This is a genomic window from Ruegeria sp. AF5 (assembly GCF_056541905.1).
Genome location: NZ_JBQFYZ010000001.1, coordinates 94,334 through 116,306 on the forward strand (window position 1 = coordinate 94,334; position 21,973 = coordinate 116,306).

Below are 21,973 nucleotides of genomic sequence, written 5' to 3' on the forward strand. Positions count from 1 at the left end.
CCAAATATGGCGTTTTTCTCAAAGCTAAAGGACAAGCTGTTCAAATCCTCATCCCGCCTCGAACAGGGGCTGGACGCCATCGTCGAGGATGGTGGCGAGGAAACCGCCGCACCCGACCCTGTCCTCCCCGAACCTGAGCCCGAGCCGCAACCGGTTCCCGAAATCCCGACCCCTGAACCGGCGCAGGAACCGGCTGAACAACCTGCCCCCGCCCCGGCGGATCCCACACCAGTTGCCCCGCCACCAGAAATCCCTGAATCCAAAGGCATCCTGAACCGCTTGTTCAGCCGTGGCAGCGCTGCCACAGAAATGCGCCGCACGCTGGATGACGACATGCTCGAGCAACTCGAAGAGCTGCTGATCGCTTCTGACATGGGCGTCGACACCGCCCTGCGTGTCACCTCGAACATGGCCGAGGGGCGCTTTGGGCGCAAACTCTCGACCCGGGAAATCAAACAGTTGCTGGCGCAGGAAGTGGCCCGCGTGATGGAGCCCGTGGCCAGGCCCCTGCCGATCTATCCCAAACGTCCGCAAGTGGTGCTGGTCGTCGGCGTCAACGGCTCGGGCAAGACCACGACCATCGGCAAACTGGCCAGCCAGTTCAAGCAGGCTGGCAAAAAAGTCGTCATCGCCGCCGGTGACACCTTTCGCGCTGCGGCCGTCGAACAATTGCAAGTCTGGGGCGATCGCGCCGGGGTTCCGGTTCTGACCGCGCCCGAGGGCTCGGACCCCGCCAGCCTCGCCTTTGACGCGCTGACCCGGGCTCAGGCCGAAGGCGCGGATCTGCTGATGATCGATACCGCCGGGCGCCTGCAAAACCGCACCGACCTGATGGAGGAACTGGCCAAGATCGTCCGCGTCATCCGCAAGGTCGACGAGACCGCACCGCACAACACCTTGCTGGTCCTTGACGCCACCACAGGTCAGAACGCGCTGAGCCAGGTGGAAACCTTTCGCAAGCTGGCCGATGTCTCGGGCCTGATCATGACCAAGCTGGACGGAACCGCCAAGGGCGGTGTTCTTGTCGCGCTGGCCGACAAGTTCGGCCTGCCGATCCACGCTATCGGGGTGGGAGAACAGATCGATGACCTTGCCCCCTTCGATCCCGAAGAATTCGCCGCCGCCCTGACCGGGCTCGACAAGGGCTGATCCGCCACTTCATCTGGCCCCAAATATCCTCGGGGGTGTGAGGGCAGACAGCCCCCACCCCTCTCCGCCCTACAAAAGGTCTGCGTATTTGAGCGACTGGCTGATCTCACTTGAAGGCACCGAAGCCGGTCACCAACTGGCGCTGGCACTGGCGTTGATGGCCGCTTTCCTGCACGCCGCGTTCGGGGCGCTGCAGAAAGGCCGTCATGATCCATGGCTGTCCCGCGGTGCCATTGACGCCAGCTATGGCCTGATGGCCGCCCCGTTTGCCTTTTTCGTGGTGCCCTGGCCTGAACCTCATATGTGGCCGATCTTCGCCCTCGCCTGGCTGATCCACATTGCCTACAAGACGCTGCAGGCCGCGGCGTACACCAAAGGGTCCTACACGGTCGTCTATCCCGTCGTGCGCGGGACAGGCCCGCTGTTTACGGTCATTGGTGCCTATCTTCTGTTCGGTGAAACATTCTCGACCGTGCAGTGGCTGGGCGTCGCAACCCTGCTGGCCGGGATATTCGGCCTGGCCGCCTATAATTTCCGGTTTCTTGAAACCAACCGGGACACGCTGGGGATTGCGCTGGTCCTGGCGATCATCACGGGGCTGTTTGTCGCCCTTTACACCACCTATGACGCCTATGGCATACGCGCCACCGCCGACCCGTTCACATTTCTGGCCTGGTTCTTCATGATCGACGGCGCGGCGATGCCGGTCTACGCCTTCCTCAGATGGCGCGCGATGACACATCGCCCTGCGCCCGGCCCACTGATGCTGCGGGGTCTGGCCGGCGGCATCATCGCGCCTTTGTCCTTTGGGTCGATCATGCTGGCCACGCGGCTGGACAAAGTCGGCGAAGCCGCCGTGCTGCGCGAAACCTCAACCGTCTTTGCGGCGCTGATCGGCTGGCTTGTCCTGAAGGAGACCGTTGGCCCAAGACGCATTGCATTGATGGCATTGATTGCACTCGGCGCCGTAATAGTTGAAATGGGCGGGTAAGCAGCAGGACATACCGATGACAGGCAAAAAAGATATCAACCCATTTCTGAAACAGGTGCTGGAGCTTGGCCCGCCGCTGGCCTTCTTCTTCATCTACCTGCGCTTGCGTGATGACAGCTTTCTGATCGGTGGCACCGAGTATTCCGGCTTTATCATCGCCACGATTATCTTCGTCCCCCTGATGCTGGGGGCAATGGGTATCCTGTGGTATCTGACCGGCCAGCTTAGCCGGATGCAGATTTTCACGGCCTTCATGGTCATTTTCTTTGGTGGCCTGACCGCATGGTTCAATGACGAGCGGTTTTTCAAGATGAAAACCACGCTTGTCTATGGCCTGTTCGCCCTGATCCTTGGCATCGGGTTGCTGCAAAAGAAATCTTATCTGGCCTACGTACTGGATGAATTGCTGCCGATGAAGCACGAAGGGTGGATGATTCTGACGCGCCGCCTTTGCGCCTGTTTCGCCGTTCTGGCCGCCGCAAACGAGTTTGTCTGGCGCACCATGTCGACCGACCTTTGGGTCAAAATCGAAACCTTCGGATTTCCCATCGCGCTGATGGCCTTCCTGATGCTGCAATTCAGCATCCTGCAACGCTATATGGACGACCCGGAACAGAAATAGCTGCCCTGACGTCGCAATACCTGCAAAACAAACAAAATTCTTGGCTTAGCCGCCGAGCTATGGGAAGTTGTGTCACCACCCACACTCACACCTTACCCAAGATCGGTGTATACATGACGGCCTTTCCCACCAGCGGCTTCCTTTCGGAGGCCTCCGACGGGCTTAGAGAGATGCTTTCGGCGCAGGCGACCGACATCTCGCTGGCTCAAGGCGAAACCCTATTCGAACAGGGCGATGAAGGCGATTCGCTCTATGCCATTTTGGAAGGCACGCTTGAAGTGTCCTTTCTGGCGATGAGCGGGCGAAAGCTGACGCTGACCCTGATGCGCCCTGGCGAAGTCTTTGGCGAGATTGCGCTGTTTGACAACGGCCCGCGCACGGCGACTATTGCGGCGGCCGAGCCATCGCGCGTTTTGCGCGTACGTCGCAATGACGTCATGAACCAGATCAGAAAACAGCCTGATCTTGCCGTGGATCTGATCCGGTTGGCCGGGGTGCGCATGCGATGGATGGGGTTGCAGCTGAACGAGCAGGTCTTTTTGCCCATGCCCATTCGATTGGCCCGAAAGCTGTTGCATCTGTCGGAATTGCAGGACGACCCAACGCAGCGCATCACCTTGTCGCAGAGCGAACTGGCCGAATTTGTCGGGGCCACACGCGAGGCCGTTTCCAAGACGATCTCGATCTGGAAACGCGACAATATTGTCGAATCCTCGCGCGGCGGATTGCTGATTCAGGATTTCGACGCTTTGCGGGAACTGGCCGATTCCGAACTTATCTGACCCAGTGTGATCTGGTTCACATACGAAGAGGTCGGCGTTGACCTAAGGTGAAGTTGTTACCGTAGGAGGTCAGAGAATCATCCCCGATATCTGTCCACTGATCTCTCCCTGTATCTGAGCCATACGCAATTACCGCGTATGGCTCATTTTCTTTCTGCATGCCTCTTCAGGTGTTCAGGCAATGAAAAAGGCCGGGTGCTTGTCCCGGCCTATTCAAATCACTCTTCCAGGCTTAGCGCCACAAATCGCGGCTCGCCCCCCCTGCGGACCAAAAGCAGCAGGGATTTCCGCCCAGCCTCTCGCGATTGGTCCATTCGGGCTTCCAGGTCCGCGATGGTTTCCACCTTTTGCTGACCCGCTTCCGTGATCAGGTCACCCGCACGCAACCCTTTCGCGTAAGCCTCAGACGCTTCATCGACATTCGAAATCACCAGACCTTGGGCATCTGCATCCAATCCCATATCCGCACGCAGCGTATCTGTGAGCGGGGAGATGGTCAGCCCGAGAATATCGGCGTTTTCTTCGACCGGAGCATCCTGCGTTTCTTCTTCGTCATCGTCTTTGCTTTCTGCGTCCTCGCGGCGTCCCAGCGTGACCAGAATTGTCTGTGTGCCGCCATCGCGGTGCACAATGACCCGAACGGCTTTGCCGACTTCTGTTTCGCCGACCTGACGGACCAGACCTCGGGTGTCTTCGACTTCGACGCCGTCAAAGCTGATGATCACGTCGCCTGCTTTCAGACCGGCCTCCTGGGCGGGGCCTTCCGGGACATCGCTGATCAGCGCGCCGCCGGGTTTTTCCAGCCCCATCGCCTCGGCCATATCCTCGGTCACGTCCTGAATGCGGACACCCAGCCAGCCGCGCCGGGTTTCGCCAAATTCGCGCAGCTGATCGACGACCTTTACCACCACGTTCGACGCCATCGAAAAGCCGATACCGATCGAGCCACCGTTTGGCGACAGGATCGCGGTGTTCACGCCGATCACTTCGCCGTCCATGTTGAACAACGGACCACCCGAGTTGCCCCGGTTGATCGCCGCATCTGTCTGGATGTAATCGTCATAAGATCCGCTGAGCGCCCGGTTGCGGGCCGATACGATACCAGCGGATACAGAAAAGCCCTGGCCCAGCGGGTTGCCCATGGCAATAACCCAGTCACCCACACGCGCCACGTCGCTGTCGCCAAATTGCACGTATTTCAAGGGGCCGGACGCCTCGACCTTGAGCAGCGCGATATCGGTTTTCTCATCGGTTCCGATGACCTTGGCCACCAGTTCTTTTTTGGGCTGCCCGTCGCCGGGGAAGAATTCCACAAGGATTTCATCAGCTTCCGCAATGACGTGATTGTTGGTGACAATGTAGCCATCTTCAGAGATCACAAAACCCGACCCAAGGGCGTTGCTGCGTCGGGGCGGGCTGTTGTCATTGCCGCCGTTGCGATCCTGAAACTCGCGAAAGAAATCCTCGAACGGAGACCCCTCGGGCACGATACCCTGCGGACCTGTCTGACCTTCGATCAGGGTGCTTGTGGTGATGTTCACCACGGCCGGGCTGATCTTTTCGGCCAAGGGCGCCAGGCTTTCGCCTCTGGCCTGAGCGGAAACCGACTGCGCCAGCACAAGCAGCGTACCGGCAAAGGCCAGCCACAACAGCCGCATCCAAACACTCACGTCGTCCCACCGGACGGATAAACTGCGCGCTTTCGCCTGCACTTGAGCTCTCCTTGTCGACAATCTTGCCAAGGCCTGTTTCGGCCTTTCTTAGTTTCCAATGTAGTCAGTTTAACCCGGTGAGCAACTCGGGATCGCAGGGAAATCACCCGCACGTGAAACCGCCCCGTCAAAAGCCCAGTTGATATGCCCCCCAGAGCAGGATCAAACCGCTGACAACACAAAGCAACCCGGCCAGACGCCGGGCCTGTTCGGGCATGGCGCGCAACGCCTCCAGCATCCGCTCGATAAGCGAAGGGGCCAGCGCATAGGCCAGCCCCTCGACAATCAGTACCAGCCCGAAGGCCAGAAGGATCATGCCCATTATTCAGAGACCGGAGCCGCCGGAACACTCCGCCCTGTGGGTGAACCCAGGTAATTGAAAAATTCGGAATCCGGGCTCAACACCAGCGAGCTGTTACCGCCTTGCAGCGCATTCTGATAGGCCGTCAACGAGCGGTAAAATTCAAAGAACTCCGGATCGGCGCTATAAGCTTCGGCAAAGATCGCGTTGCGTTCGGCGTCGGCTTCACCGCGGGTGATCTCAGCCTCACGGCGCGCATCCGACACCAGTTCAACCACAGTCCGGTCAGCCTGCGCGCGCACACGTTGCGCCGCCTCGTTACCACGTGCGCGTTCATCTGTCGCTTCACGTTCCCGCTCGGCCTTCATCCTGTCAAATGTGGCCTCAAGGTTGGCCTGCGGCAAGTCGGTCGCTTTCAGGCGCACGTCGATTACGGTGACGCCTAACGCCTGCGCTTCGGCAATCGCGCTATTTCGAATGCGCAGCATCAAGGCTGCACGGTCCGAGCTGAGGATGTCACGCGAGGAAACCGAACCCAGTACTTCGCGGGTTTCAGCACGCAGAATGCGGTCCAGACGATCCTCGGCCACCGGGATACCACCGACGCCAACGGCCTGACGGAACTGTTCCAGATCAGAAATTCGATAACGCGCAAACGCATCAACCACCAGACGACGATCATCCAGCGGAGTAACTTCCAGCGGGTGGACATCGATGGACAGGATGCGGTTGTCATAGCGCACTACTTCTTGAATCACCGGTATCTTGAACGCCAGACCTGGCTCCTCCTTCACCGCGACAACGCGGCCAAATTGTAGAACCAGAGCACGTTCGCGCTCGTCCACGATGAAAATCGAGGAAAGAACACCGACTACCGCGATGAAAACGATCGGCAAAATAAATGTCGTCTTACGCATCAGTTGCTCTCCCCAGAAGGACTACGGCGCAGCTCATTCAGCGGCAGGTAGGGCACGACGCCCTGCCCTTGTCCACTCGAACTCGGGTCTAGAATGATCTTGTCGACGTCACCCAAAATCTGTTCCATCCGCTCCAAGTACAGACGCTTGCGAGTCACGTCCGGTGCCTTGGAGTATTCTTCCAGAACCGCGCTAAAGCGGCTGGCCTCACCCTGAGCACTATTGATTTGTTGGGCGCGGTACCCTTCAGCCTCTTCCAGAATCTGTGCGGCTTCACCGCGTGCCTCGGCCAGCACACGGTTGGCATAAGCGTCTGCCACGTTCTGCAACCGGTCACGTTCTTGCGCGGCAGCCTGGACATCGCGGAAGGAGGCGATCACGTCCTGTGGCGGGTCGGCTTTGTCAAAGTTGACGCGAATGATGTTCACACCCGAATCGTAGCTGTCCATTGTATCCTGAATCAACACCTGCAAACGGTCGGCGATTACGCCGCGATCACGGTTAAGGATCGGTGCAAGCTCGCTTTGCGCAATGATCTCACGCATCGCGGATTCGGACACGGCTCGGATCGTCTGGCGCGGATCACGCAGATTAAACAGGTACTTGGCCGGGTCGTTGATGTTCCAGACAACCTGATAATCTATGTCGACCACATTCTCGTCGCCGGTCAGCATCAGGCCATCGTCGCTACCACGCGCGCCACCCATGTCTTCGTTCTGTTCGCGGGTCACCGGTATGACCTCGGCGGTTACAAACGGCCATGGCGCAAAGTTCAGGCCCGGATTGCCGACGGCCGAGAATTCGCCCAGAAACAGTTCGACAGACTGTTCTTCGGGTTTGACAGTATAAAAGCTCGCAAGCCCCCAGACTACTGCAGCTGCAACAAGGCCAATCGCAACTGTGCCCTTGGTAAAGGCCGGACCGCCACCGCCCTGATCACCGCTACCGCCACGGCCACCGCCGCCACGGCCGCCCATGAGGACGCGCAGCTGCTCCTGGCCTTTTTTCATCAGTTCATCGATCTCGGGAATATGCGGGCCATCGCTTTCGGGAGGCTTGCGCCCGTTCCCGTTGTTACCCTGATTTCCTCCGCCACCGGATGAGCCTCCGCCCCCCCAGGGGCCGCCGCTGTTGCCCGCCATATGTATCTTTTCCTTCGTTTTGGACCGTGTGATCACGGGTTCCCTTGTAACCTGTGTGCGCGCGCTTGCAAATCAAGCCGTGCGCACAGGTTGCCGCATTGTCACCAGTTCTTCGGCCATGACCGGGTGAACTGCAACCGTTCGGTCAAAATCTTCCTTGGTCGCGCCCATCTTTACAGCGATTCCCGCCAGCTGGATCATCTCGCCGGCACCGGGGGCGACAATATGGCAACCCAGCACCTTGCGCGTGGCCTGAGAGACGATGAGTTTCATCAGTACCCGCTGCGTGCCGCCAGCAAAGGATTTCTGCATCGGCTTGAAAGACGTGGCATAAACCTCAATCGGTTCCTGTTCCGCTGCCTCTTCTTCGCTGAGGCCGACAGTTCCCATCTCAGGCTGAGTAAAGATCGCGGTCGGAATCAAGTCGTGATCCACCGGTGTCGGATTGCCCTTGAACACGGTTTCCACAAAGGCCATCCCCTCGCGGATCGCCACCGGGGTCAGGTTCACCCGGTCGGTCACATCGCCAATGGCAAAGATCGAGGGCACAGCGGTCTGGCTGTATTCATCCACGATGATCTCGCCCTTACGGCCGCGTTCAACGCCCAAAGCCTCCAGCCCAAGGTTATCGGCATTCGGCGCACGGCCCGTGGCATACATCACCACATCAAAACTCTGCTCGGAGCCGTTGGTGGCCTTGACCCAGATCTTGTCGCCCTGCTTTTTCATCTCGATCACATTGGTGCCCAGATGCAGGTCGATGCCGTTCTGGCACATTTCTTCGCTGATCAGTCCACGCGCCTCATCATCAAAACCCCGAAGGATCTGTGCGCCGCGATAAAATTGAGTCGTCCTGACCCCCAGCCCGTTCATGATCCCGGCAAATTCACAGGCGATATAACCGCCCCCTACGATCAGGATGCTTTCTGGCAGCTTGCCCAGATGGAATATCTCGTTCGACGTAATCGCCAGTTCCGAGCCTGGAAAATCCGGAACAACCGGGCGACCGCCGGTGGCAATCAGAATGTGTTTGGCGGTTTTGCGGGTTCCATCGGTCAGCTCGACCGTGTGGGCATCCACAAGGCGCGCACGCTGGTCAAAGCTTTCGACGCCGTTGTTCTTCAGGATATTGCGATATATCCCTTCCAACCGATCAAGCTCGGCCACCAGCTTGCCGTGGAAAGTGTTCCAGTTGAACGCGCCGGGCTGAATGTCCCAGCCATAGGCCTGCGCATCCCCGACCATGCCCGAGTATTCGCTGGCAAAGACCATCAGCTTCTTTGGCACGCAGCCCCGGATCACACAGGTGCCGCCATACCGGTCTTCTTCGGCCAGCGCGACCTTGGCGCCGGTTTCACCCGCCGCAACACGCGCCGCGCGGACCCCGCCCGAACCTCCACCGATGACAAAAAGATCATAGTCAAAGCTCATGCCGGGTTCCTTCGTTCAACTTGCAAATTTCTCTGGATATCTGGGCGTAAAAAACCCTGTGCCAACCCCCGGCGTGGAAATTTCGAACTTTCATAGCCACTTGCCGGAGGGACCTGCACGATACTCAGTCCGAAAAATCGGAAAACAGGTTATCGCGCGATCCGCTGAGCAGCTGATCCATTGCGACCGTGCCCGCGTTGATATCACGCAGCTCGACCCGGCCATCGCCATGGCCGATCACGACCTTGTCGCAGATGTCGATGAACAGGCCATTTTCCACAACACCGGGCACCTGGTTCAGGATCAGCGCCATCTGGCGCGGGTTGCCGATGCGCTTGAGGTGCAGGTCAAGGATGTGGTTGCCCTCATCGGTCACAAACGGAGCCTCGCCATTCATGCGCAGCGCCGAGGATGTCCCAAGCACATCCATCGTATCCAGAGCTTCCTCGATCAATGTGCGTGTTGTCTGCCAGCCAAAGGGAATGACCTCGACAGGCAGCGGAAAGGCCCCCAGAGTTTCAACTTCTTTGCCTGCATCGGCGATGACGATCATCTGGTCGCTGGCCGTGGCCACAATCTTTTCCTGCAGATGCGCACCGCCACCGCCCTTGATCAGGTTCAGGTCCTGATCGAACTCATCCGCGCCGTCGATGGTCATGTCCAGCCAACCGGCCTGATCCAGTGAAATGACGTCGATACCAACCTCGCGGGCAAGCTGCGCCGTGCGGGTCGAGGTTGGAACACCCTTGATCCGCAGTCCGTCTTCGCGCACCCGTTCACCCAGACGGCGCACCAGCCAGGCGGCTGTCGATCCTGTGCCAAGGCCCACGCGCATCCCGTCTTCAACCATGTCGGCGGCACGGTACGCGGCAACATATTTCGCGGTGTCGATTGGCGACAGATCTCTGGTCATGGCAGCTTTCCCAGTTTATTCTGACGGAGTTATAGGGAATGCGTCAGACGACTGCGACCCCATTTTGCGATCCGACAGGTGTTAAGATGTCTCAGGACTACGCGTTTCCTGTCGGAAAAGTCGCAATCATGTCTTACACCCACATCTTTGCGCTGTAAGTTGCGCGCATGTTGACCCCGTACCGCCTGCATTATGCCCCTGACAACGCCTCGCTGGTGATCCGGCTGGCGCTGGACGAGATGGGCGTGGCTTATGAAACCGTGCTGGTGGACCGCCGCCAGAACGAGCAGGACAGCGACGCGTATCGGTCGCTTAATCCCAACGGGCTGATCCCGGTTCTGGAAACGCCGCAGGGCCCGATCTTTGAAACTGCGGCGATCCTGCTTTGGCTGACAGAGCGCCATGGTCAACTGGCCCCGGCGGTGGATGATCCTGAACGCGCCGGATTTCTGAAATGGCTGTTCTTCGCGTCCAACACGTTGCATGCGGATCTGCGCATCCTGTTCTACGCTGAAAAATACATAGACGCCTCACAGGCCGACACGCTGCGCGCGGGCATCCGACCCCGGTTGCTGCAGCACCTGCGGTTGCTGGATGCGCTGGCGCAACGCGGGCCTGAGTGGTTTCGCGCAGGTGTCCCATCGGTTCTGACCTATTATGTCGCCTGCATGATGCGCTGGATGGCCCTGTACCCTGTAAGTACTGACCGCAGCTGGTATCAACTGGCCGACACGCCGCATCTGCAGAAAGTGCTTCTGCACCTTGAGACATGCCCCGCCACCCGTTCGGCAATCGCTGCGGAAGGTTTGGGCGTTACACCCTTCACATCCCCTACTTACGCTAATCCCCCGGAAGGCTCGGCTATCTGATATGTTCCTATCTGTCTTCGATATGTTCAAAGTGGGCATTGGCCCGTCTTCATCACACACAATGGGCCCGATGGTGGCCGCGGCGCGCTTTCTGGACATGATGCGCGCGTCCCCCTTTGAATTTACGGGCCTGAAAGGTTCGCTGCACGGCTCGCTGGCCTTCACCGGCGTCGGCCACGCGACCGATCGGGCGACCATTCTGGGTCTGGCGGGCTTTGTTCCCGACACCTATGACAACGAAAAGGCCGAGGCCGCGCTGGCCGATATCGCACGCACGCACACCGTAACGCCCGAAGGCCTGCCGACGCTTCATTTCGATCCCAAGGCGGATCTGATTTTTGACTACGACAACAATTTGCCCGGGCACGCCAACGGGATGATCCTGATGGCTACCGACGCACAGGGCGATGTCATCCTGCGGCAGGTGTTTTATTCGATCGGCGGCGGCTTTGTCCTGACCGAGGAAGAACTGGCCGAAGGGAAAGACACCGATGAAGGCGACCCGGTCCCGTTCCCGTTCAAATCCGCCGCAGAAATGCTTGAGATGGCCAAATCCAGTGGCAAGACCATAGCCGGGATGAAGCGCGCGAACGAGATCGCGCGGGGCTGCGCCGACAGTTTCGCGAAAGGATCGGCCCGTTTGTGGGACGTCATGAATGCCTGTATCGAACGCGGCTTGACCACTGACGGCATCCTTCCGGGCGGTTTGAAAGTGCGCCGCCGCGCGAAAGGCATCTATGATGCGCTGATGGCCGAACGCGGCATGAACCTGACCGCGCCGCACACGATCAACGACTGGATGAGCGTCTATGCCATGGCGGTCAACGAGGAAAACGCGGCAGGCGGGCAAGTTGTCACTGCGCCAACCAACGGGGCCGCAGGTGTTCTGCCCGCTGTTCTACGCTACTATCTGGACCACGTACCGGGCGCGTCCGAAAGCCATATCGAAGATTTCCTGCTGACCGCGGCGGCCATTGGCGGGTTGGTGAAATACAACGCCTCAATCTCGGGTGCCGAAGCGGGATGTCAGGCCGAAGTTGGCAGCGCCGCTGCCATGGCGGCAGCCGGGCTTTGCGCCGTGATGGGGGGAACCCCTGAACAGGTGGAAAATGCCGCCGAGATCGCGCTGGAGCATCATCTGGGCATGACCTGCGACCCTGTTGCCGGACTGGTTCAGGTTCCTTGTATCGAACGAAACGGGTTAGGCGCTATCAAAGCAGTTTCAGCCGCCTCACTGGCCTTGCGCGGGGACGGTCAGCATTTCGTGCCGCTGGACGCGGTGATTGAGACGATGCGCCAAACCGGCCATGACATGCATGAGAAATACAAGGAAACCTCGCTGGGTGGTCTGGCTGTGAACGTACCGAACTGTTGAAACAGAAAGCGAGGGGCGACATGCGTGGGCATTGTCTGTGCGGCAAGATCCGGTTCGAGGTCGACCCTCCGGTACTTTCATGCGTCACCTGCCATTGCGACAGTTGCCGCCGCCAATGCGCAGCGCCGATGACAACGTATTTCGGAGTTCGCGATGGTCATTGGCGGTGGATCGGTGAAGAGCCCAAGCGCTTTAACTCCTCTCCCGGTGTCGAGCGCAGCTTCTGCCCGCACTGCGGCACGCCGATGTCCTTCCGGTCAACCGCCATGTCGGATGTGGTGCACCTATATGTCGCGACGCTGGGCGCTCCTGAAGCGCTGGAACCAACGTTGCATGTCGCGCATGAAGAAAAGCTGAAATGGCTGAAATTGGAGGATGGTCTGCCCACCTGCAACGGGCCGGATTACACCAAGGTTCAGCCCCTGCCCAACCGCTGACAACAGCGCTTCCCTCTGCGTCGCGAAACAGTTAGCGTCGCGCTCATGACTCAGGACAGACCCGTCTTTGGCATCTTCTTGATGCTTGGTTTTTGCGTGCTCGCGCCCTTGGGGGATGCGATGGCGAAGCTGTTGGGCGAGACCACACCGCTGGGTCTGCTGGTCATGGTCCGTTTCGCGGTGCAAGCGGTGATCCTGATCCCGCTGGTTGCGGTGACCGGGCGACCCTGGCGGATGCGCGGACGCATCCTGCGGCTGACCCTGCTACGGACGCTGCTGCATATCATCGGCATTTCAGCCATGTTCAGCGCGCTGCAATTCCTGCCATTGGCGGATGCCGTTGCTATTGCCTTCGTCATGCCATTCATCATGCTGCTGCTGGGCAAATATGTTCTGGAGGAAGAGGTCGGTTCCCGCCGTCTTGCCGCCTGCATCGTCGGGTTCATTGGCACGTTACTGGTCATTCAACCCAGCTTTGCCGAGGTAGGTGCACCTGCGTTGCTGCCACTGATCGTTGCCGTAGTCTTTGCCTTGTTCATGCTGGTCACCCGGCAAGTCGCGAAAGAGACCGACCCGGTGTCGTTGCAGGCTGTGTCCGGCGTATTTGCGACAGTCCTTCTGGCTCCGGTCCTTCTGATTGGCACGCAAATGAACATTCCGGAGCTCTCGATGACCCTGCCATCCAGCGATCTGAACTGGCTGCTGATTGCGATCGGGGTGTTGGGTACGGTCGCGCATCTGTTGATGACGTGGTCGCTGCGCTATGCGCCGTCTGCCACTCTGGCCCCGATGCAATACCTGGAAATCCCGGTTGCAACCCTGATCGGATGGGTGATTTTCAACGACCTGCCCGATGGATTGGCTGCGGCTGGCATCGTCATCACCATTGCCGCAGGCCTGTACGTCATTCTGCGCGAGCGGGCCAGCGCCCGGTCTGCCCCGACAGAAACACCTGCATAAGCGGATCAAGCGCTGCGCGCGGGATCATCACCAACAGGCCCGGCCCGTCCATCTTCAGCTCGACAGGCGCCAATGCGCGGTTGGATGTCCCCACCTGCCCGTCCGGTCGAAAGGCCAGATCGTCAATCGGCCATTCCAGCCCGGTACTGCGCCCCGTCACGGGCTGCATCGGAAACAGCGAGACCACATCGCCGGGTGCAACCGGCAGCTTGATCTCTGGCGGCGCGTGAAAAACCAGTTCACGTTCGCCCAGCAATATGCAGGCCTGATCCTGCCGCCGGACCAGAACGTTCAGAACGGCCAGTTGATGATCAAGTCGCCCGCCAAGAAACCCGGCCCCAAGAACCAGCGGAGCGTGCAGATTGCGAAGAGCCTTGTCGAAATCGGTGCTGTCCTGTTCGCGGATGGCAAACAGGCGATCCGCGGGAATTTTCGCTTGCGTCGCTTTGCTCAGCGAATCGAAGTCACCAATCACCGCATCGGGAATCCGGCCTGATTCTGTCAAAACGTCCGCTCCGCCATCGGCGGCAACGACCGAATTGACGCGATTCAGCACCAGATTCAGGTCTCCAGATCCGATAAATCCCCCTCCGAACAGCCCAATTGGATCGGCAGAGCGTACAATTGGCTCGATTTCCCTAAGATTGGCCATTTTTCCCGGATTTGGACACATTAAGACCACAAAATGATAGGTTCATGCATAAAGTTCAGAGCCTTCGTGTGCTCCCGATTCCGGGTAAGTGGGCTCTCGTAGTTTGTAAAGGACGTGCGTCTGATGGTACAGAATAACAAGGTACTAACCGTTTCATATGGAACCTTCTCCTGCACTTTGGAAGGATTCGATGATTCCTTTGAAACGATGAAAGCCATCGCCGAATATTTCCGCGATCTCGCAGCGGATGATCGTTACTTCGGCTCGGAACCCCCGCAACCTGATGCCGAAATGCTGACCCGCATCGCCCGGCGCGATGCGTCGCAGCGCGTCGAAGCCCGTCAGAACGAATCCGGCCTGTTGCTGCGCGCCACTCAGACAACCGAAACCCCTGTCGCTGCTGAAGAGCCGGCCCCGCACACGGCCACGATCAATGTTGCCGAAACTCCCGCTCACGTTCAGCCACAACCGGCCCCTGCGCAGACCGGGTTCGCCGAAGCGGAACCTGTCGCGGACACCCCACCCCCGGCCGCTGACAGCATCGCGGCGAAACTGCAACGCATTCGCGCAGTCGTCTCTCATTCCGATGTGCCCGCGGCCGAGTATTCCGAAGACGAAGACTCACCGCTGTTGGCCAATACCGCCCCCCCGGTAGATGCAGTGGCCGCCGCGTTTGAGGCCGGTGCGCTCAGCGCGGAAGACTTTGCCGAGCCCACAGAGCCTGAAGCCCAGGAAACCGAAGTGCCTGCGGCACCTGCGATTGACGAGATGCAGGATCAGGAAGCTGAAGAACCGCAAGCGGCTGAGACAGCTGATGCGCTGATCCCCGAAGTTGCTGAAACTCAGATCGAAGAAGACGTTGACCTGCAGGCGCCCCTGACCCCCCAGCCCTTGCAAATCGACGAGATCGAAGACACACCGGTGGCGGATCAGACCGCCGCCGAGCCTCTGTTCGCTGATCTTGCAGACGTTGCCGAAGACGATTTCGACGAAGAGGATGCCCCCAACATCCTCAACGTAGAAGACGTAGCAATTGAATCCGACGATGAACCGGTCGAGGAAGACCTGGCGCAGGGTGTTTTGACGGCAGACGACGAAATGCACCTGCTGACCGAAATTTCCGAGATCGAACAGCACCTGTCCGGTCGTTCGAGCCAAAAACTGGCGGACGATGCGGATCCCGATCAGGATATGTCGCGCCTGATGGCAAAGACCGGCGAGCATATGGATGACCCCAGCAGCAGCGATGCGCGCGAAACCTATTCGCACTTGCGCACCGCCGTCGCAGCCACCGAAGCCGACCGCGACGGTCAGGCACGCTCGGAAGAGGCGGCCGACCGGGAATATCGCGGCGATCTGGCATCCGTGGTCAGCCCACGGCGACCCGAAATCAAGGTAACCAGCATGCGTCCGGCACCGGAAGCTCCAGCGCCGCTCAAGCTGGTGGCCGAGCAGCGGGTGGATGAACACGGAACATCCGCAAGCCCGGTCTCGCCACGTCGTGTCACCGCAGACCAGGAAGCAACCGGATCGGAGGAAGGCGGTTTCGCACAGTTTGCACAGGAACAGGGTGCGCAATCGCTGCCTGATCTTCTGGAAGCGGCTGCCGCATATCTGTCCTTCATCGAAGGTCAGGAGCAGTTTTCGCGCCCGCAGCTGATGAACAAGGTGCGTTCACTGAAACAGGACGAGTTCAATCGCGAAGAAAGCCTGCGTTCTTTTGGGCAGTTGCTGCGCGATGGTAAAATCGAGAAAGCCGGAGGCGGGCGTTTCGCCGCGTCCAACCTTATCGGTTTTCGCCCCGATGACGAGCGTGCCGTAGGCTGATCACGCTGGAAGGTTATCAAGCAAGGCCGGGTTAACCCCCGGCCTTTTTTGCTTTTGGCCCTTGGACCATACGCCCGTCCTGAATGACAAAGCCCGAACGTTTCGACTGATACCAGACAGCCGACACTATACCGCCGAGGACCACGCGTTTTCCTGCGCGGTGCTCAGCAGGCCCGGTCATTCAGACGTACCTGACAAGCGCTACGACTGATCCGGGTCTTCTTTACCGACGCCGCGAAACACGAACTTGAACGGCAGGGCCCAAAGGATGCCCAGCACGATATAAACCAGCAACTCAATCCAGATCGGAGGACGCCCCAGCAAGTTCACGAATGTCACCACGGCGATGATGTACAGCGGAAGACCAAGCACAAGGATCACCAGAGACCAGCGCCGGCGTGCCTTGTAACTCAGCCCTGTCTTCTGTTTCTCGCGCATCAGTCTGCAAAGGGGTCTGTCACCAGAATGGTGTCGTCCCGCTCCGGGCTTGTGGACAAAAGCGCCACCGGGCATTCGATCAGTTCTTCGACCCGACGCACATATTTGATCGCATTTGCAGGTAAATCCGCCCAGCTGCGCGCGCCTTCGGTCGATTCGCTCCACCCCGGCATTTCTTCGTAAATCGGGGTACAGCGGGCTTGCTGATCAGCAGCGGTCGGAAGGTAATCCAAACGCTCGCCATCCAGCTCATACCCCGTGCAGATCTTAAGGGTCTCAAACCCGTCCAGAACATCCAGCTTGGTCAGCGATATGCCGTTCACGCCGCTGGTGGCGCAGGTCTGGCGCACCAGGCAGGCGTCGAACCAGCCGCAGCGGCGCTTGCGGCCTGTTGTCGTGCCGAATTCGTGCCCGCGTTCACCCAGACGCTGACCGTCTGCGTCTTCCAACTCGGTCGGGAACGGCCCTTCTCCAACGCGGGTGGTATAGGCCTTAACAATGCCAAGCACGAAATTGATCGAACCCGGACCGATTCCAACGCCGGTTGCCGCCTGCCCCGCAATCACGTTCGACGACGTTACAAAGGGATAAGTGCCAAAATCGATATCCAGCAGAGCGCCCTGCGCCCCTTCAAACAGGATGCGTTTCCCGGCTTTGCGCTTTTCGTTCAGCACTTTCCAGACAGGTGCCGCAAACGGCAGAATTTGTTGCGCGATCTCTTTGAGCTGAGCAATCAGCGCGTCGCGGTCAACCGGCTCGATACCCAGACCCTTGCGCAACGGATCGTGGTGTTGCAATGCTCGGTCCACGCGGGCCTCCAGCGTGGCTTCGTCCGCCAGATCGGCAACGCGAACGGAACGCCGCCCAACCTTGTCTTCATAGGCCGGGCCAATTCCGCGACCGGTTGTTCCGATCTTGGTGCCTTTGCTCGCAGCTTCCTCGCGCGCACGATCCAACTCGCCGTGAATCGGCAGAATCAGCGGCGTGTTTTCGGCAATCATCAGCGTGTCGGGAGTGATTTCAACACCCTGCGCCCGGATGGTTGCGATCTCATTGACCAGATGCCAGGGGTCCAGAACCACACCATTGCCGATAACGCTCAGCTTGCCGCCGCGTACCACACCCGAAGGAAGCGCGTGCAGCTTATAGACCTCGCCGTCGATCACCAGCGTGTGACCGGCATTGTGACCGCCCTGAAAACGCGCGATTACGTCCGCCCTTTCGCTGAGCCAGTCGACAATCTTGCCTTTTCCTTCGTCGCCCCATTGGGCGCCGACAACAACCACGTTGGCCATATCCGGTCCTTTTCGTGCTGAGTGATCAAACCCGGCTCATATAGCGGGGCAAAAACCGCAGGGAAACCGATATTTCGCCGCAGAGGAAAATCGCGCGGGCGCGCGATGCCTCCGGCGGGGATATTTGTAGCCAGATGAAGAGCGGATCCCTTGCTTCATCTGGCTGTAAATATCCCGGGGGAGGCGCCCGGAACGGGCGGCGGGGGCAGAGCCCCCTACCCTGTCATCGTAAGTGGACAGGTTGCCCGTGCGGAGTGGTCAGGTAAGCCTCTTCCCAGGCCTGATGCACATCCTGCACATCTTTCGGCATGGCAGCGCCCTGTTCGGCCAGCAATGTCTCAAGCGTTTCCAGCCATGCGTGGAAGTAATCGTCACCGCCATCCAGTTCCCGGGCAAGTCCATTGCGTTTCAGTATCGCTGAAAAGCGCGCCGCCCAATCCGACCATTCGAACCGCCCGGCCTCGTTCAGCGCGACGGTGACGGCAAAAACCTGAGCGTGCCAGGGCTCAGCAAAAACCGGCTCGGGGGCTCCGTATGTGATACAGTCGTTCATGCCGGTTGCAGGTAGCTTTGCCAGAGGTCCAGAACCACCTGGTCAGCGGGATGTTCGGGGGCGGCCCAGAGTTCTGATGCCGCAAAAGCCACTGCATAAATCGGCTCTGGCGCCTCACCCAACCCATGCGCATTGGAATCGGGCAGAACATGGGTTCCGTGCAGGCGCAGGATTCGGCCCCTGGCACCGGATGCATAGACAGGCAGGCGCGTGTGACCTCCATCCACGAGGCGATTTGCCGCCGGTTGGACCGTGACAACCTCTTGCCCCACAGAATACAGCGCCGCGACATTGGAACGCCTGTCCGCAGGCCCGCCTTTGGCCAGCGCAGCGGACACCGCTTCCGCCTTGAGTGCTCTGTCCGCCAAGGGATGCGGGTTGTCGCCGCTCACGCCACGCAGATCATCCAATGTCAGAACACCCTTTTCGACCAGCAGATCGGCCAGACCGGATATCCATTTCTCATAATAGGAAAACCGGGCGTAATCCTTCGGGGACAGGCGTTCTCGCGCGTGGCGCGAAACGTCGATGTTCCACTGCCCCAGAAAACCGGATGCAAGTGTCACCGCAAGAGCGCGGGCGTGCCAGTCTTCGGCAAAGACCGGCGCATCCTCTGTCTCGGGGTTTATCGGACCGTCACCGAAACGTCCTCCCATATCGTGAACGCGGGTCATGCGGGCACCCTTGGAAGGCCCGTGCCAATCATGCTGTCGCGCGTCACAAGCGCGGCAAGCCCCTCTTCGTTCATCCCCTCTGTGCCTACAGGGCGCATGGGCAAGACAAGGTAGCGAATTTCGGCCGTCGAATCCCAAACCCGTACAGAGGTGTCTTGGGACAAGGTGACGCCGAACTCGGCCAGCACCTTGCGCGGTTCTCGCACCGCGCGGGCTCGGTAGGCGTCGGACTTGTACCATCCGGGCGGGATACCCAGCAGTGGCCAAGGGTAACAGCTGCACAGGGTGCAGACGACCATGTTGTGCCGATCCGGTGTGTTCTCAACCACCACCATATGTTCGCCCTGGCGGCCATAGTAGCCAAGGTCGGCTACGACCGGAGTGGCGTCTTCAAGCAGGGCAGCTTTGAAGGCAGGGTCGCTCCAGGCTTTGGCAACTACGCGCGCACCGTTTTGCGGCCCGATCCTGTTCTGATAGGTGTCGATGATCTCGTCCAGAGCCGCCGGATCGATCAGCCCTTTGCGAGTCAGAATCGTCTCAAGCGCTTTGACGCGCAATGCGGGTTCGGGTGGCAACAGGGCATGCGGGTGGTCGTGATCGTCATGTGGCATGGCCGCAGCCTGCGTCACAACTCAACGCACTGTCCAGTCCCTTTGACGTGATGGGATACATCAAGGAAGTTGATGCCAACTCCTGACTTGCCCCCGCTGGCAAACTTGCATAAGTACCACGCGATACACGCCACGCTGTACAGGACCACCATGGAAAACGTCGTTCTCATCATCCATCTTCTTCTGGCTCTGGGCCTGATCGCCGTTGTCCTGATGCAGCGGTCTGAAGGCGGTGGCCTTGGCATGGGCGGTGGCGGTGGTGCGATGACCGGTCGCGCGGCAGCGACGGCTTTGGGCAAGCTGACCTGGATACTTGCAGCGTGTTTCATCGTCACCTCGATCACACTGACCATTCTTGCGGCTCAGAAATCTTCGGGCAGCTCGGTAATCGACCGTCTGGGCGTTCCGGCACCGGCTTCGACCGAGGAAAGCGCTCCGGCTATTCCGTCGGTTGATGATCTTCTGCCGCCGGCACAGGACGACAACGCGCCGCTGATCCCGCAGGCGGATTGATCCACAAAACCTAGAAACCTGAGAGAGGACTGCAACAGCATCTTGCGGTTCTCTTGCGCTTTTGGCGCGAATCCTTTATACGTGAAGTCCCGTGATGCAGCGGTTTTTCGGAACCGCCGGGCAGCTGATTTTGACGTCTCACGGGAGCAGCCGAAAAACTATGGCACGTTTTATTTTCATCACCGGTGGTGTGGTTTCGTCCTTGGGCAAAGGGCTGGCTTCGGCAGCTTTGGGCGCTTTGTTGCAGGCCCGCGGTTATTCGGTGCGTCTGCGCAAGCTGGACCCCTATCTGAACGTCGATCCGGGCACGATGTCGCCGTTTGAGCATGGCGAAGTGTTCGTCACCGATGACGGGGCCGAAACCGATCTGGACCTGGGCCATTACGAACGGTTCACCGGCGTGGCTGCCCGCAAGACCGACTCGGTCAGTTCCGGGCGGATCTATTCGAACGTGCTCGAGAAAGAACGCCGTGGCGATTACCTTGGCAAGACCATTCAGGTGATCCCGCACGTCACCAACGAGATCAAGGATTTCATCGCCATAGGCGAGGATGAGGTTGATTTCATGCTGTGCGAGATTGGCGGCACTGTGGGCGATATCGAAGGCCTGCCCTTCTTTGAAGCGATCCGACAGTTCAGTCAGGACAAACCGCGCGGCCAGTGTATCTTCATGCACCTGACGCTGCTGCCCTACATCAAAGCGTCCGGCGAGTTGAAAACCAAGCCGACCCAGCACTCGGTGAAAGAACTGCGCTCGATCGGTCTGGCCCCCGATATTCTGGTCTGCCGGTCCGAAGGGCCGATCCCGACCAAGGAACGGGAAAAGCTGGCTCTGTTCTGCAACGTGCGTCCAGACAGCGTGATCGCAGCGCAGGACCTGTCGACCATTTACGACGCGCCGCTGGCCTATCACCGCGAGGGGCTGGATCAGGCCGTTCTGGATGCCTTCCAGATCAGCCCCGCCCCCAAGCCCGATCTGGCCAAATGGGAAGATGTGAGCGACCGCATCCACAACGCCGAAGGCGAAGTGAAAGTGGCAATTGTTGGCAAATATACGCAGCTTGAAGACGCCTATAAGTCGATTGCCGAGGCGCTGACCCATGGCGGTATGGCCAACCGCGTGAAGGTCAAGATCGAGTGGGTAGATGCCGAGGTTTTCGACACCGAAGACGCAGCGCCGTATCTGGAAGGCTTCCACGCCATCCTCGTCCCCGGTGGGTTTGGCGAGCGTGGCACCGAAGGCAAGATCAAGGCGGCGCAATATGCGCGCGAGCACAAGGTTCCCTATCTGGGCATTTGTCTTGGCATGCAGATGGCGGTGATCGAGGCCGCGCGGAACGCTGCGGGTATTACCGAAGCCGGGTCCGAGGAATTCGACCATGAGGCCGGGAAGAAACGGTTTGAACCGGTGGTCTATCACCTCAAGGAGTGGGTACAGGGCAACCACAAGGTCGAGCGCAAGGTCGGCGACGACAAGGGCGGCACAATGCGCCTTGGGGGTTACAACGCAGTATTGGCGGACGGATCGAAAGTGGCCGAGGTTTATGGCGGCACGCAGATCGAGGAACGACACCGCCACCGCTATGAAGTGGACATCAAGTATCGCGACAAGCTTGAAAAAGCGGGCCTGAAGTTTTCGGGCATGTCCCCGGACGGTCGTCTGCCCGAAATCGTGGAATGGGCGGATCATCCGTGGTTCATCGGCGTTCAGTACCACCCGGAACTGAAGTCCAAGCCGTTTGACCCGCATCCGCTGTTTCGCGAATTTGTGCGGGCCGCAAAAGACACCTCGCGGCTGGTCTAATCTCT

General features: G+C 59.3%; 23 protein-coding genes. 11 read left to right on the top strand and 12 right to left on the bottom strand.

Annotated elements, in window-relative coordinates; genetic code table 11:
- Positions 1-6 precede the first annotated feature (6 nt).
- The 4 genes from ftsY (at position 7) to ACR0DS_RS00455 (ending at position 3,544) form a co-directional block, all read left to right on the top strand.
- Positions 7-1,149 (top strand): signal recognition particle-docking protein FtsY, encoded by a 1,143-nt coding sequence (gene ftsY / locus ACR0DS_RS00440; protein WP_480557327.1) that lies wholly within the window; start codon positions 7-9, stop codon positions 1,147-1,149.
- Between the two features lie 88 nt (positions 1,150-1,237).
- Complete coding sequence (locus ACR0DS_RS00445; RefSeq protein ID WP_267363986.1) at positions 1,238-2,140, top strand: EamA family transporter; 903 nt, start codon at positions 1,238-1,240, stop codon at positions 2,138-2,140.
- A 16-nt stretch (positions 2,141-2,156) separates the two neighbouring features.
- Positions 2,157-2,762, top strand: a complete 606-nt coding sequence (locus tag ACR0DS_RS00450; protein ID WP_480476490.1) for an inner membrane-spanning protein YciB — start codon at positions 2,157-2,159, stop codon at positions 2,760-2,762.
- Between the two features lie 113 nt (positions 2,763-2,875).
- A complete protein-coding gene (locus tag ACR0DS_RS00455) occupies positions 2,876-3,544 on the top strand; it encodes a Crp/Fnr family transcriptional regulator (RefSeq protein ID WP_480476488.1) in 669 nt (222 codons plus the stop codon).
- Between the two features lie 218 nt (positions 3,545-3,762).
- Here the strand turns inward: ACR0DS_RS00455 and ACR0DS_RS00460 are convergent, their stop codons facing one another.
- The 6 genes from ACR0DS_RS00460 to rpiA all read right to left on the bottom strand — a co-directional run bounded on the left by ACR0DS_RS00460 (position 3,763) and on the right by rpiA (position 9,960).
- A complete protein-coding gene (locus ACR0DS_RS00460) occupies positions 3,763-5,256 on the bottom strand; it encodes a DegQ family serine endoprotease (RefSeq protein ID WP_480557330.1) in 1,494 nt (497 codons plus the stop codon).
- A gap of 127 nt (positions 5,257-5,383) precedes the next feature.
- Positions 5,384-5,578, bottom strand: a complete 195-nt coding sequence (locus ACR0DS_RS00465; protein WP_267363999.1) for a DUF2065 domain-containing protein — start codon at positions 5,576-5,578, stop codon at positions 5,384-5,386.
- A complete protein-coding gene (hflC, locus tag ACR0DS_RS00470; protein WP_480476482.1) occupies positions 5,578-6,474 on the bottom strand; it encodes a protease modulator HflC in 897 nt (298 codons plus the stop codon). The genes ACR0DS_RS00465 and hflC overlap by 1 nt, the downstream gene beginning before the upstream one ends.
- The gene (hflK, locus tag ACR0DS_RS00475) at positions 6,474-7,616 is read right to left on the bottom strand and encodes an FtsH protease activity modulator HflK (protein WP_480557332.1); all 1,143 of its coding nucleotides are present in this window, start codon (positions 7,614-7,616) and stop codon (positions 6,474-6,476) included. Before hflK ends, hflC begins: the two co-directional genes overlap by 1 nt.
- A gap of 72 nt (positions 7,617-7,688) precedes the next feature.
- On the bottom strand, positions 7,689-9,047 hold the full coding sequence (gene gor, locus ACR0DS_RS00480; RefSeq protein WP_480557334.1) for a glutathione-disulfide reductase: 1,359 nt from the start codon (positions 9,045-9,047) through the stop codon (positions 7,689-7,691).
- A gap of 124 nt (positions 9,048-9,171) precedes the next feature.
- Entirely contained in the window at positions 9,172-9,960 is a 789-nt protein-coding gene (gene rpiA / locus ACR0DS_RS00485) for a ribose-5-phosphate isomerase RpiA (protein WP_480493460.1), read from the bottom strand.
- A 167-nt stretch (positions 9,961-10,127) separates the two neighbouring features.
- On the opposite strand from rpiA, the gene ACR0DS_RS00490 reads away from it, so the two are divergent.
- Genes ACR0DS_RS00490 through ACR0DS_RS00505 form a run of 4 tightly spaced genes read left to right on the top strand, consistent with a single transcriptional unit; the run spans position 10,128 to position 13,601 of the window.
- Positions 10,128-10,829, top strand: a complete 702-nt coding sequence (locus ACR0DS_RS00490) for a glutathione S-transferase family protein (RefSeq protein WP_480486041.1) — start codon at positions 10,128-10,130, stop codon at positions 10,827-10,829.
- 1 nt (position 10,830) lies between these two features.
- Complete coding sequence (locus ACR0DS_RS00495; protein ID WP_480481524.1) at positions 10,831-12,204, top strand: L-serine ammonia-lyase; 1,374 nt, start codon at positions 10,831-10,833, stop codon at positions 12,202-12,204.
- Positions 12,205-12,224: 20 nt separating this feature from the next.
- A complete protein-coding gene (locus tag ACR0DS_RS00500) occupies positions 12,225-12,641 on the top strand; it encodes a GFA family protein (RefSeq protein WP_480557336.1) in 417 nt (138 codons plus the stop codon).
- Between the two features lie 45 nt (positions 12,642-12,686).
- On the top strand, positions 12,687-13,601 hold the full coding sequence (locus ACR0DS_RS00505) for a DMT family transporter (protein ID WP_480557338.1): 915 nt from the start codon (positions 12,687-12,689) through the stop codon (positions 13,599-13,601).
- Here ACR0DS_RS00505 and ACR0DS_RS00510 read toward each other — a convergent pair.
- Entirely contained in the window at positions 13,546-14,253 is a 708-nt protein-coding gene (locus tag ACR0DS_RS00510; RefSeq protein ID WP_480486043.1) for a thiamine diphosphokinase, read from the bottom strand. The genes ACR0DS_RS00505 and ACR0DS_RS00510 overlap by 56 nt on opposite strands.
- A 207-nt stretch (positions 14,254-14,460) precedes the next feature.
- Here ACR0DS_RS00510 and ACR0DS_RS00515 point away from each other — a divergent pair, with 207 nt between their 5' ends.
- Positions 14,461-16,080: an RNA polymerase sigma factor gene (locus ACR0DS_RS00515; RefSeq protein ID WP_480492681.1), complete on the top strand. Its 1,620-nt coding sequence runs from the start codon at positions 14,461-14,463 to the stop codon at positions 16,078-16,080.
- Between the two features lie 201 nt (positions 16,081-16,281).
- On the opposite strand, the gene ACR0DS_RS00520 is transcribed toward ACR0DS_RS00515, so the two are convergent.
- From ACR0DS_RS00520 to nthA, 5 genes are all read right to left on the bottom strand, one after another.
- Entirely contained in the window at positions 16,282-16,518 is a 237-nt protein-coding gene (locus tag ACR0DS_RS00520) for a DUF2842 domain-containing protein (RefSeq protein WP_480557342.1), read from the bottom strand.
- On the bottom strand, positions 16,518-17,813 hold the full coding sequence (locus tag ACR0DS_RS00525) for an adenylosuccinate synthase (RefSeq protein WP_209504287.1): 1,296 nt from the start codon (positions 17,811-17,813) through the stop codon (positions 16,518-16,520). The genes ACR0DS_RS00520 and ACR0DS_RS00525 overlap by 1 nt, the downstream gene beginning before the upstream one ends.
- Before the next feature lie 223 nt (positions 17,814-18,036).
- Complete coding sequence (locus ACR0DS_RS00530) at positions 18,037-18,366, bottom strand: nitrile hydratase accessory protein (protein ID WP_480557344.1); 330 nt, start codon at positions 18,364-18,366, stop codon at positions 18,037-18,039.
- Entirely contained in the window at positions 18,363-19,040 is a 678-nt protein-coding gene (gene nthB / locus ACR0DS_RS00535; protein ID WP_480557346.1) for a nitrile hydratase subunit beta, read from the bottom strand. The genes ACR0DS_RS00530 and nthB overlap by 4 nt, the downstream gene beginning before the upstream one ends.
- Positions 19,037-19,651: a nitrile hydratase subunit alpha gene (gene nthA, locus ACR0DS_RS00540; RefSeq protein WP_480486051.1), complete on the bottom strand. Its 615-nt coding sequence runs from the start codon at positions 19,649-19,651 to the stop codon at positions 19,037-19,039. The genes nthB and nthA overlap by 4 nt, the downstream gene beginning before the upstream one ends.
- A gap of 150 nt (positions 19,652-19,801) precedes the next feature.
- On the opposite strand from nthA, the gene secG reads away from it, so the two are divergent.
- The gene (gene secG, locus ACR0DS_RS00545; RefSeq protein ID WP_209504291.1) at positions 19,802-20,164 is read left to right on the top strand and encodes a preprotein translocase subunit SecG; all 363 of its coding nucleotides are present in this window, start codon (positions 19,802-19,804) and stop codon (positions 20,162-20,164) included.
- Positions 20,165-20,324: 160 nt separating this feature from the next.
- Complete coding sequence (locus ACR0DS_RS00550; protein WP_480557348.1) at positions 20,325-21,968, top strand: CTP synthase; 1,644 nt, start codon at positions 20,325-20,327, stop codon at positions 21,966-21,968.
- Positions 21,969-21,973: the final 5 nt, after the last annotated feature.

Excerpts from the sequence above, each read along its gene's own strand:
- ftsY (WP_480557327.1), top strand. The coding sequence starts at position 7 with ATGGCGTTTTTCTCAAAGCTAAAGGACAAGCTGTTCAAATCCTCATCC.
- ACR0DS_RS00450 (WP_480476490.1), top strand. The coding sequence starts at position 2,157 with ATGACAGGCAAAAAAGATATCAACCCATTTCTGAAACAGGTGCTGGAG.
- ACR0DS_RS00455 (WP_480476488.1), top strand. The coding sequence starts at position 2,876 with ATGACGGCCTTTCCCACCAGCGGCTTCCTTTCGGAGGCCTCCGACGGG.
- ACR0DS_RS00465 (WP_267363999.1), bottom strand. The coding sequence starts at position 5,578 with ATGGGCATGATCCTTCTGGCCTTCGGGCTGGTACTGATTGTCGAGGGG.
- hflC (WP_480476482.1), bottom strand. The coding sequence starts at position 6,474 with ATGCGTAAGACGACATTTATTTTGCCGATCGTTTTCATCGCGGTAGTC.
- hflK (WP_480557332.1), bottom strand. The coding sequence starts at position 7,616 with ATGGCGGGCAACAGCGGCGGCCCCTGGGGGGGCGGAGGCTCATCCGGT.
- gor (WP_480557334.1), bottom strand. The coding sequence starts at position 9,047 with ATGAGCTTTGACTATGATCTTTTTGTCATCGGTGGAGGTTCGGGCGGG.
- rpiA (WP_480493460.1), bottom strand. The coding sequence starts at position 9,960 with ATGACCAGAGATCTGTCGCCAATCGACACCGCGAAATATGTTGCCGCG.
- ACR0DS_RS00490 (WP_480486041.1), top strand. The coding sequence starts at position 10,128 with ATGTTGACCCCGTACCGCCTGCATTATGCCCCTGACAACGCCTCGCTG.
- ACR0DS_RS00495 (WP_480481524.1), top strand. The coding sequence starts at position 10,831 with ATGTTCCTATCTGTCTTCGATATGTTCAAAGTGGGCATTGGCCCGTCT.
- ACR0DS_RS00500 (WP_480557336.1), top strand. The coding sequence starts at position 12,225 with ATGCGTGGGCATTGTCTGTGCGGCAAGATCCGGTTCGAGGTCGACCCT.
- ACR0DS_RS00505 (WP_480557338.1), top strand. The coding sequence starts at position 12,687 with ATGACTCAGGACAGACCCGTCTTTGGCATCTTCTTGATGCTTGGTTTT.
- ACR0DS_RS00510 (WP_480486043.1), bottom strand. The coding sequence starts at position 14,253 with ATGGCCAATCTTAGGGAAATCGAGCCAATTGTACGCTCTGCCGATCCA.
- ACR0DS_RS00515 (WP_480492681.1), top strand. The coding sequence starts at position 14,461 with ATGAAAGCCATCGCCGAATATTTCCGCGATCTCGCAGCGGATGATCGT.
- ACR0DS_RS00520 (WP_480557342.1), bottom strand. The coding sequence starts at position 16,518 with ATGCGCGAGAAACAGAAGACAGGGCTGAGTTACAAGGCACGCCGGCGC.
- ACR0DS_RS00525 (WP_209504287.1), bottom strand. The coding sequence starts at position 17,813 with ATGGCCAACGTGGTTGTTGTCGGCGCCCAATGGGGCGACGAAGGAAAA.
- ACR0DS_RS00530 (WP_480557344.1), bottom strand. The coding sequence starts at position 18,366 with ATGAACGACTGTATCACATACGGAGCCCCCGAGCCGGTTTTTGCTGAG.
- nthB (WP_480557346.1), bottom strand. The coding sequence starts at position 19,040 with ATGACCCGCGTTCACGATATGGGAGGACGTTTCGGTGACGGTCCGATA.
- nthA (WP_480486051.1), bottom strand. The coding sequence starts at position 19,651 with ATGCCACATGACGATCACGACCACCCGCATGCCCTGTTGCCACCCGAA.
- secG (WP_209504291.1), top strand. The coding sequence starts at position 19,802 with ATGGAAAACGTCGTTCTCATCATCCATCTTCTTCTGGCTCTGGGCCTG.
- ACR0DS_RS00550 (WP_480557348.1), top strand. The coding sequence starts at position 20,325 with ATGGCACGTTTTATTTTCATCACCGGTGGTGTGGTTTCGTCCTTGGGC.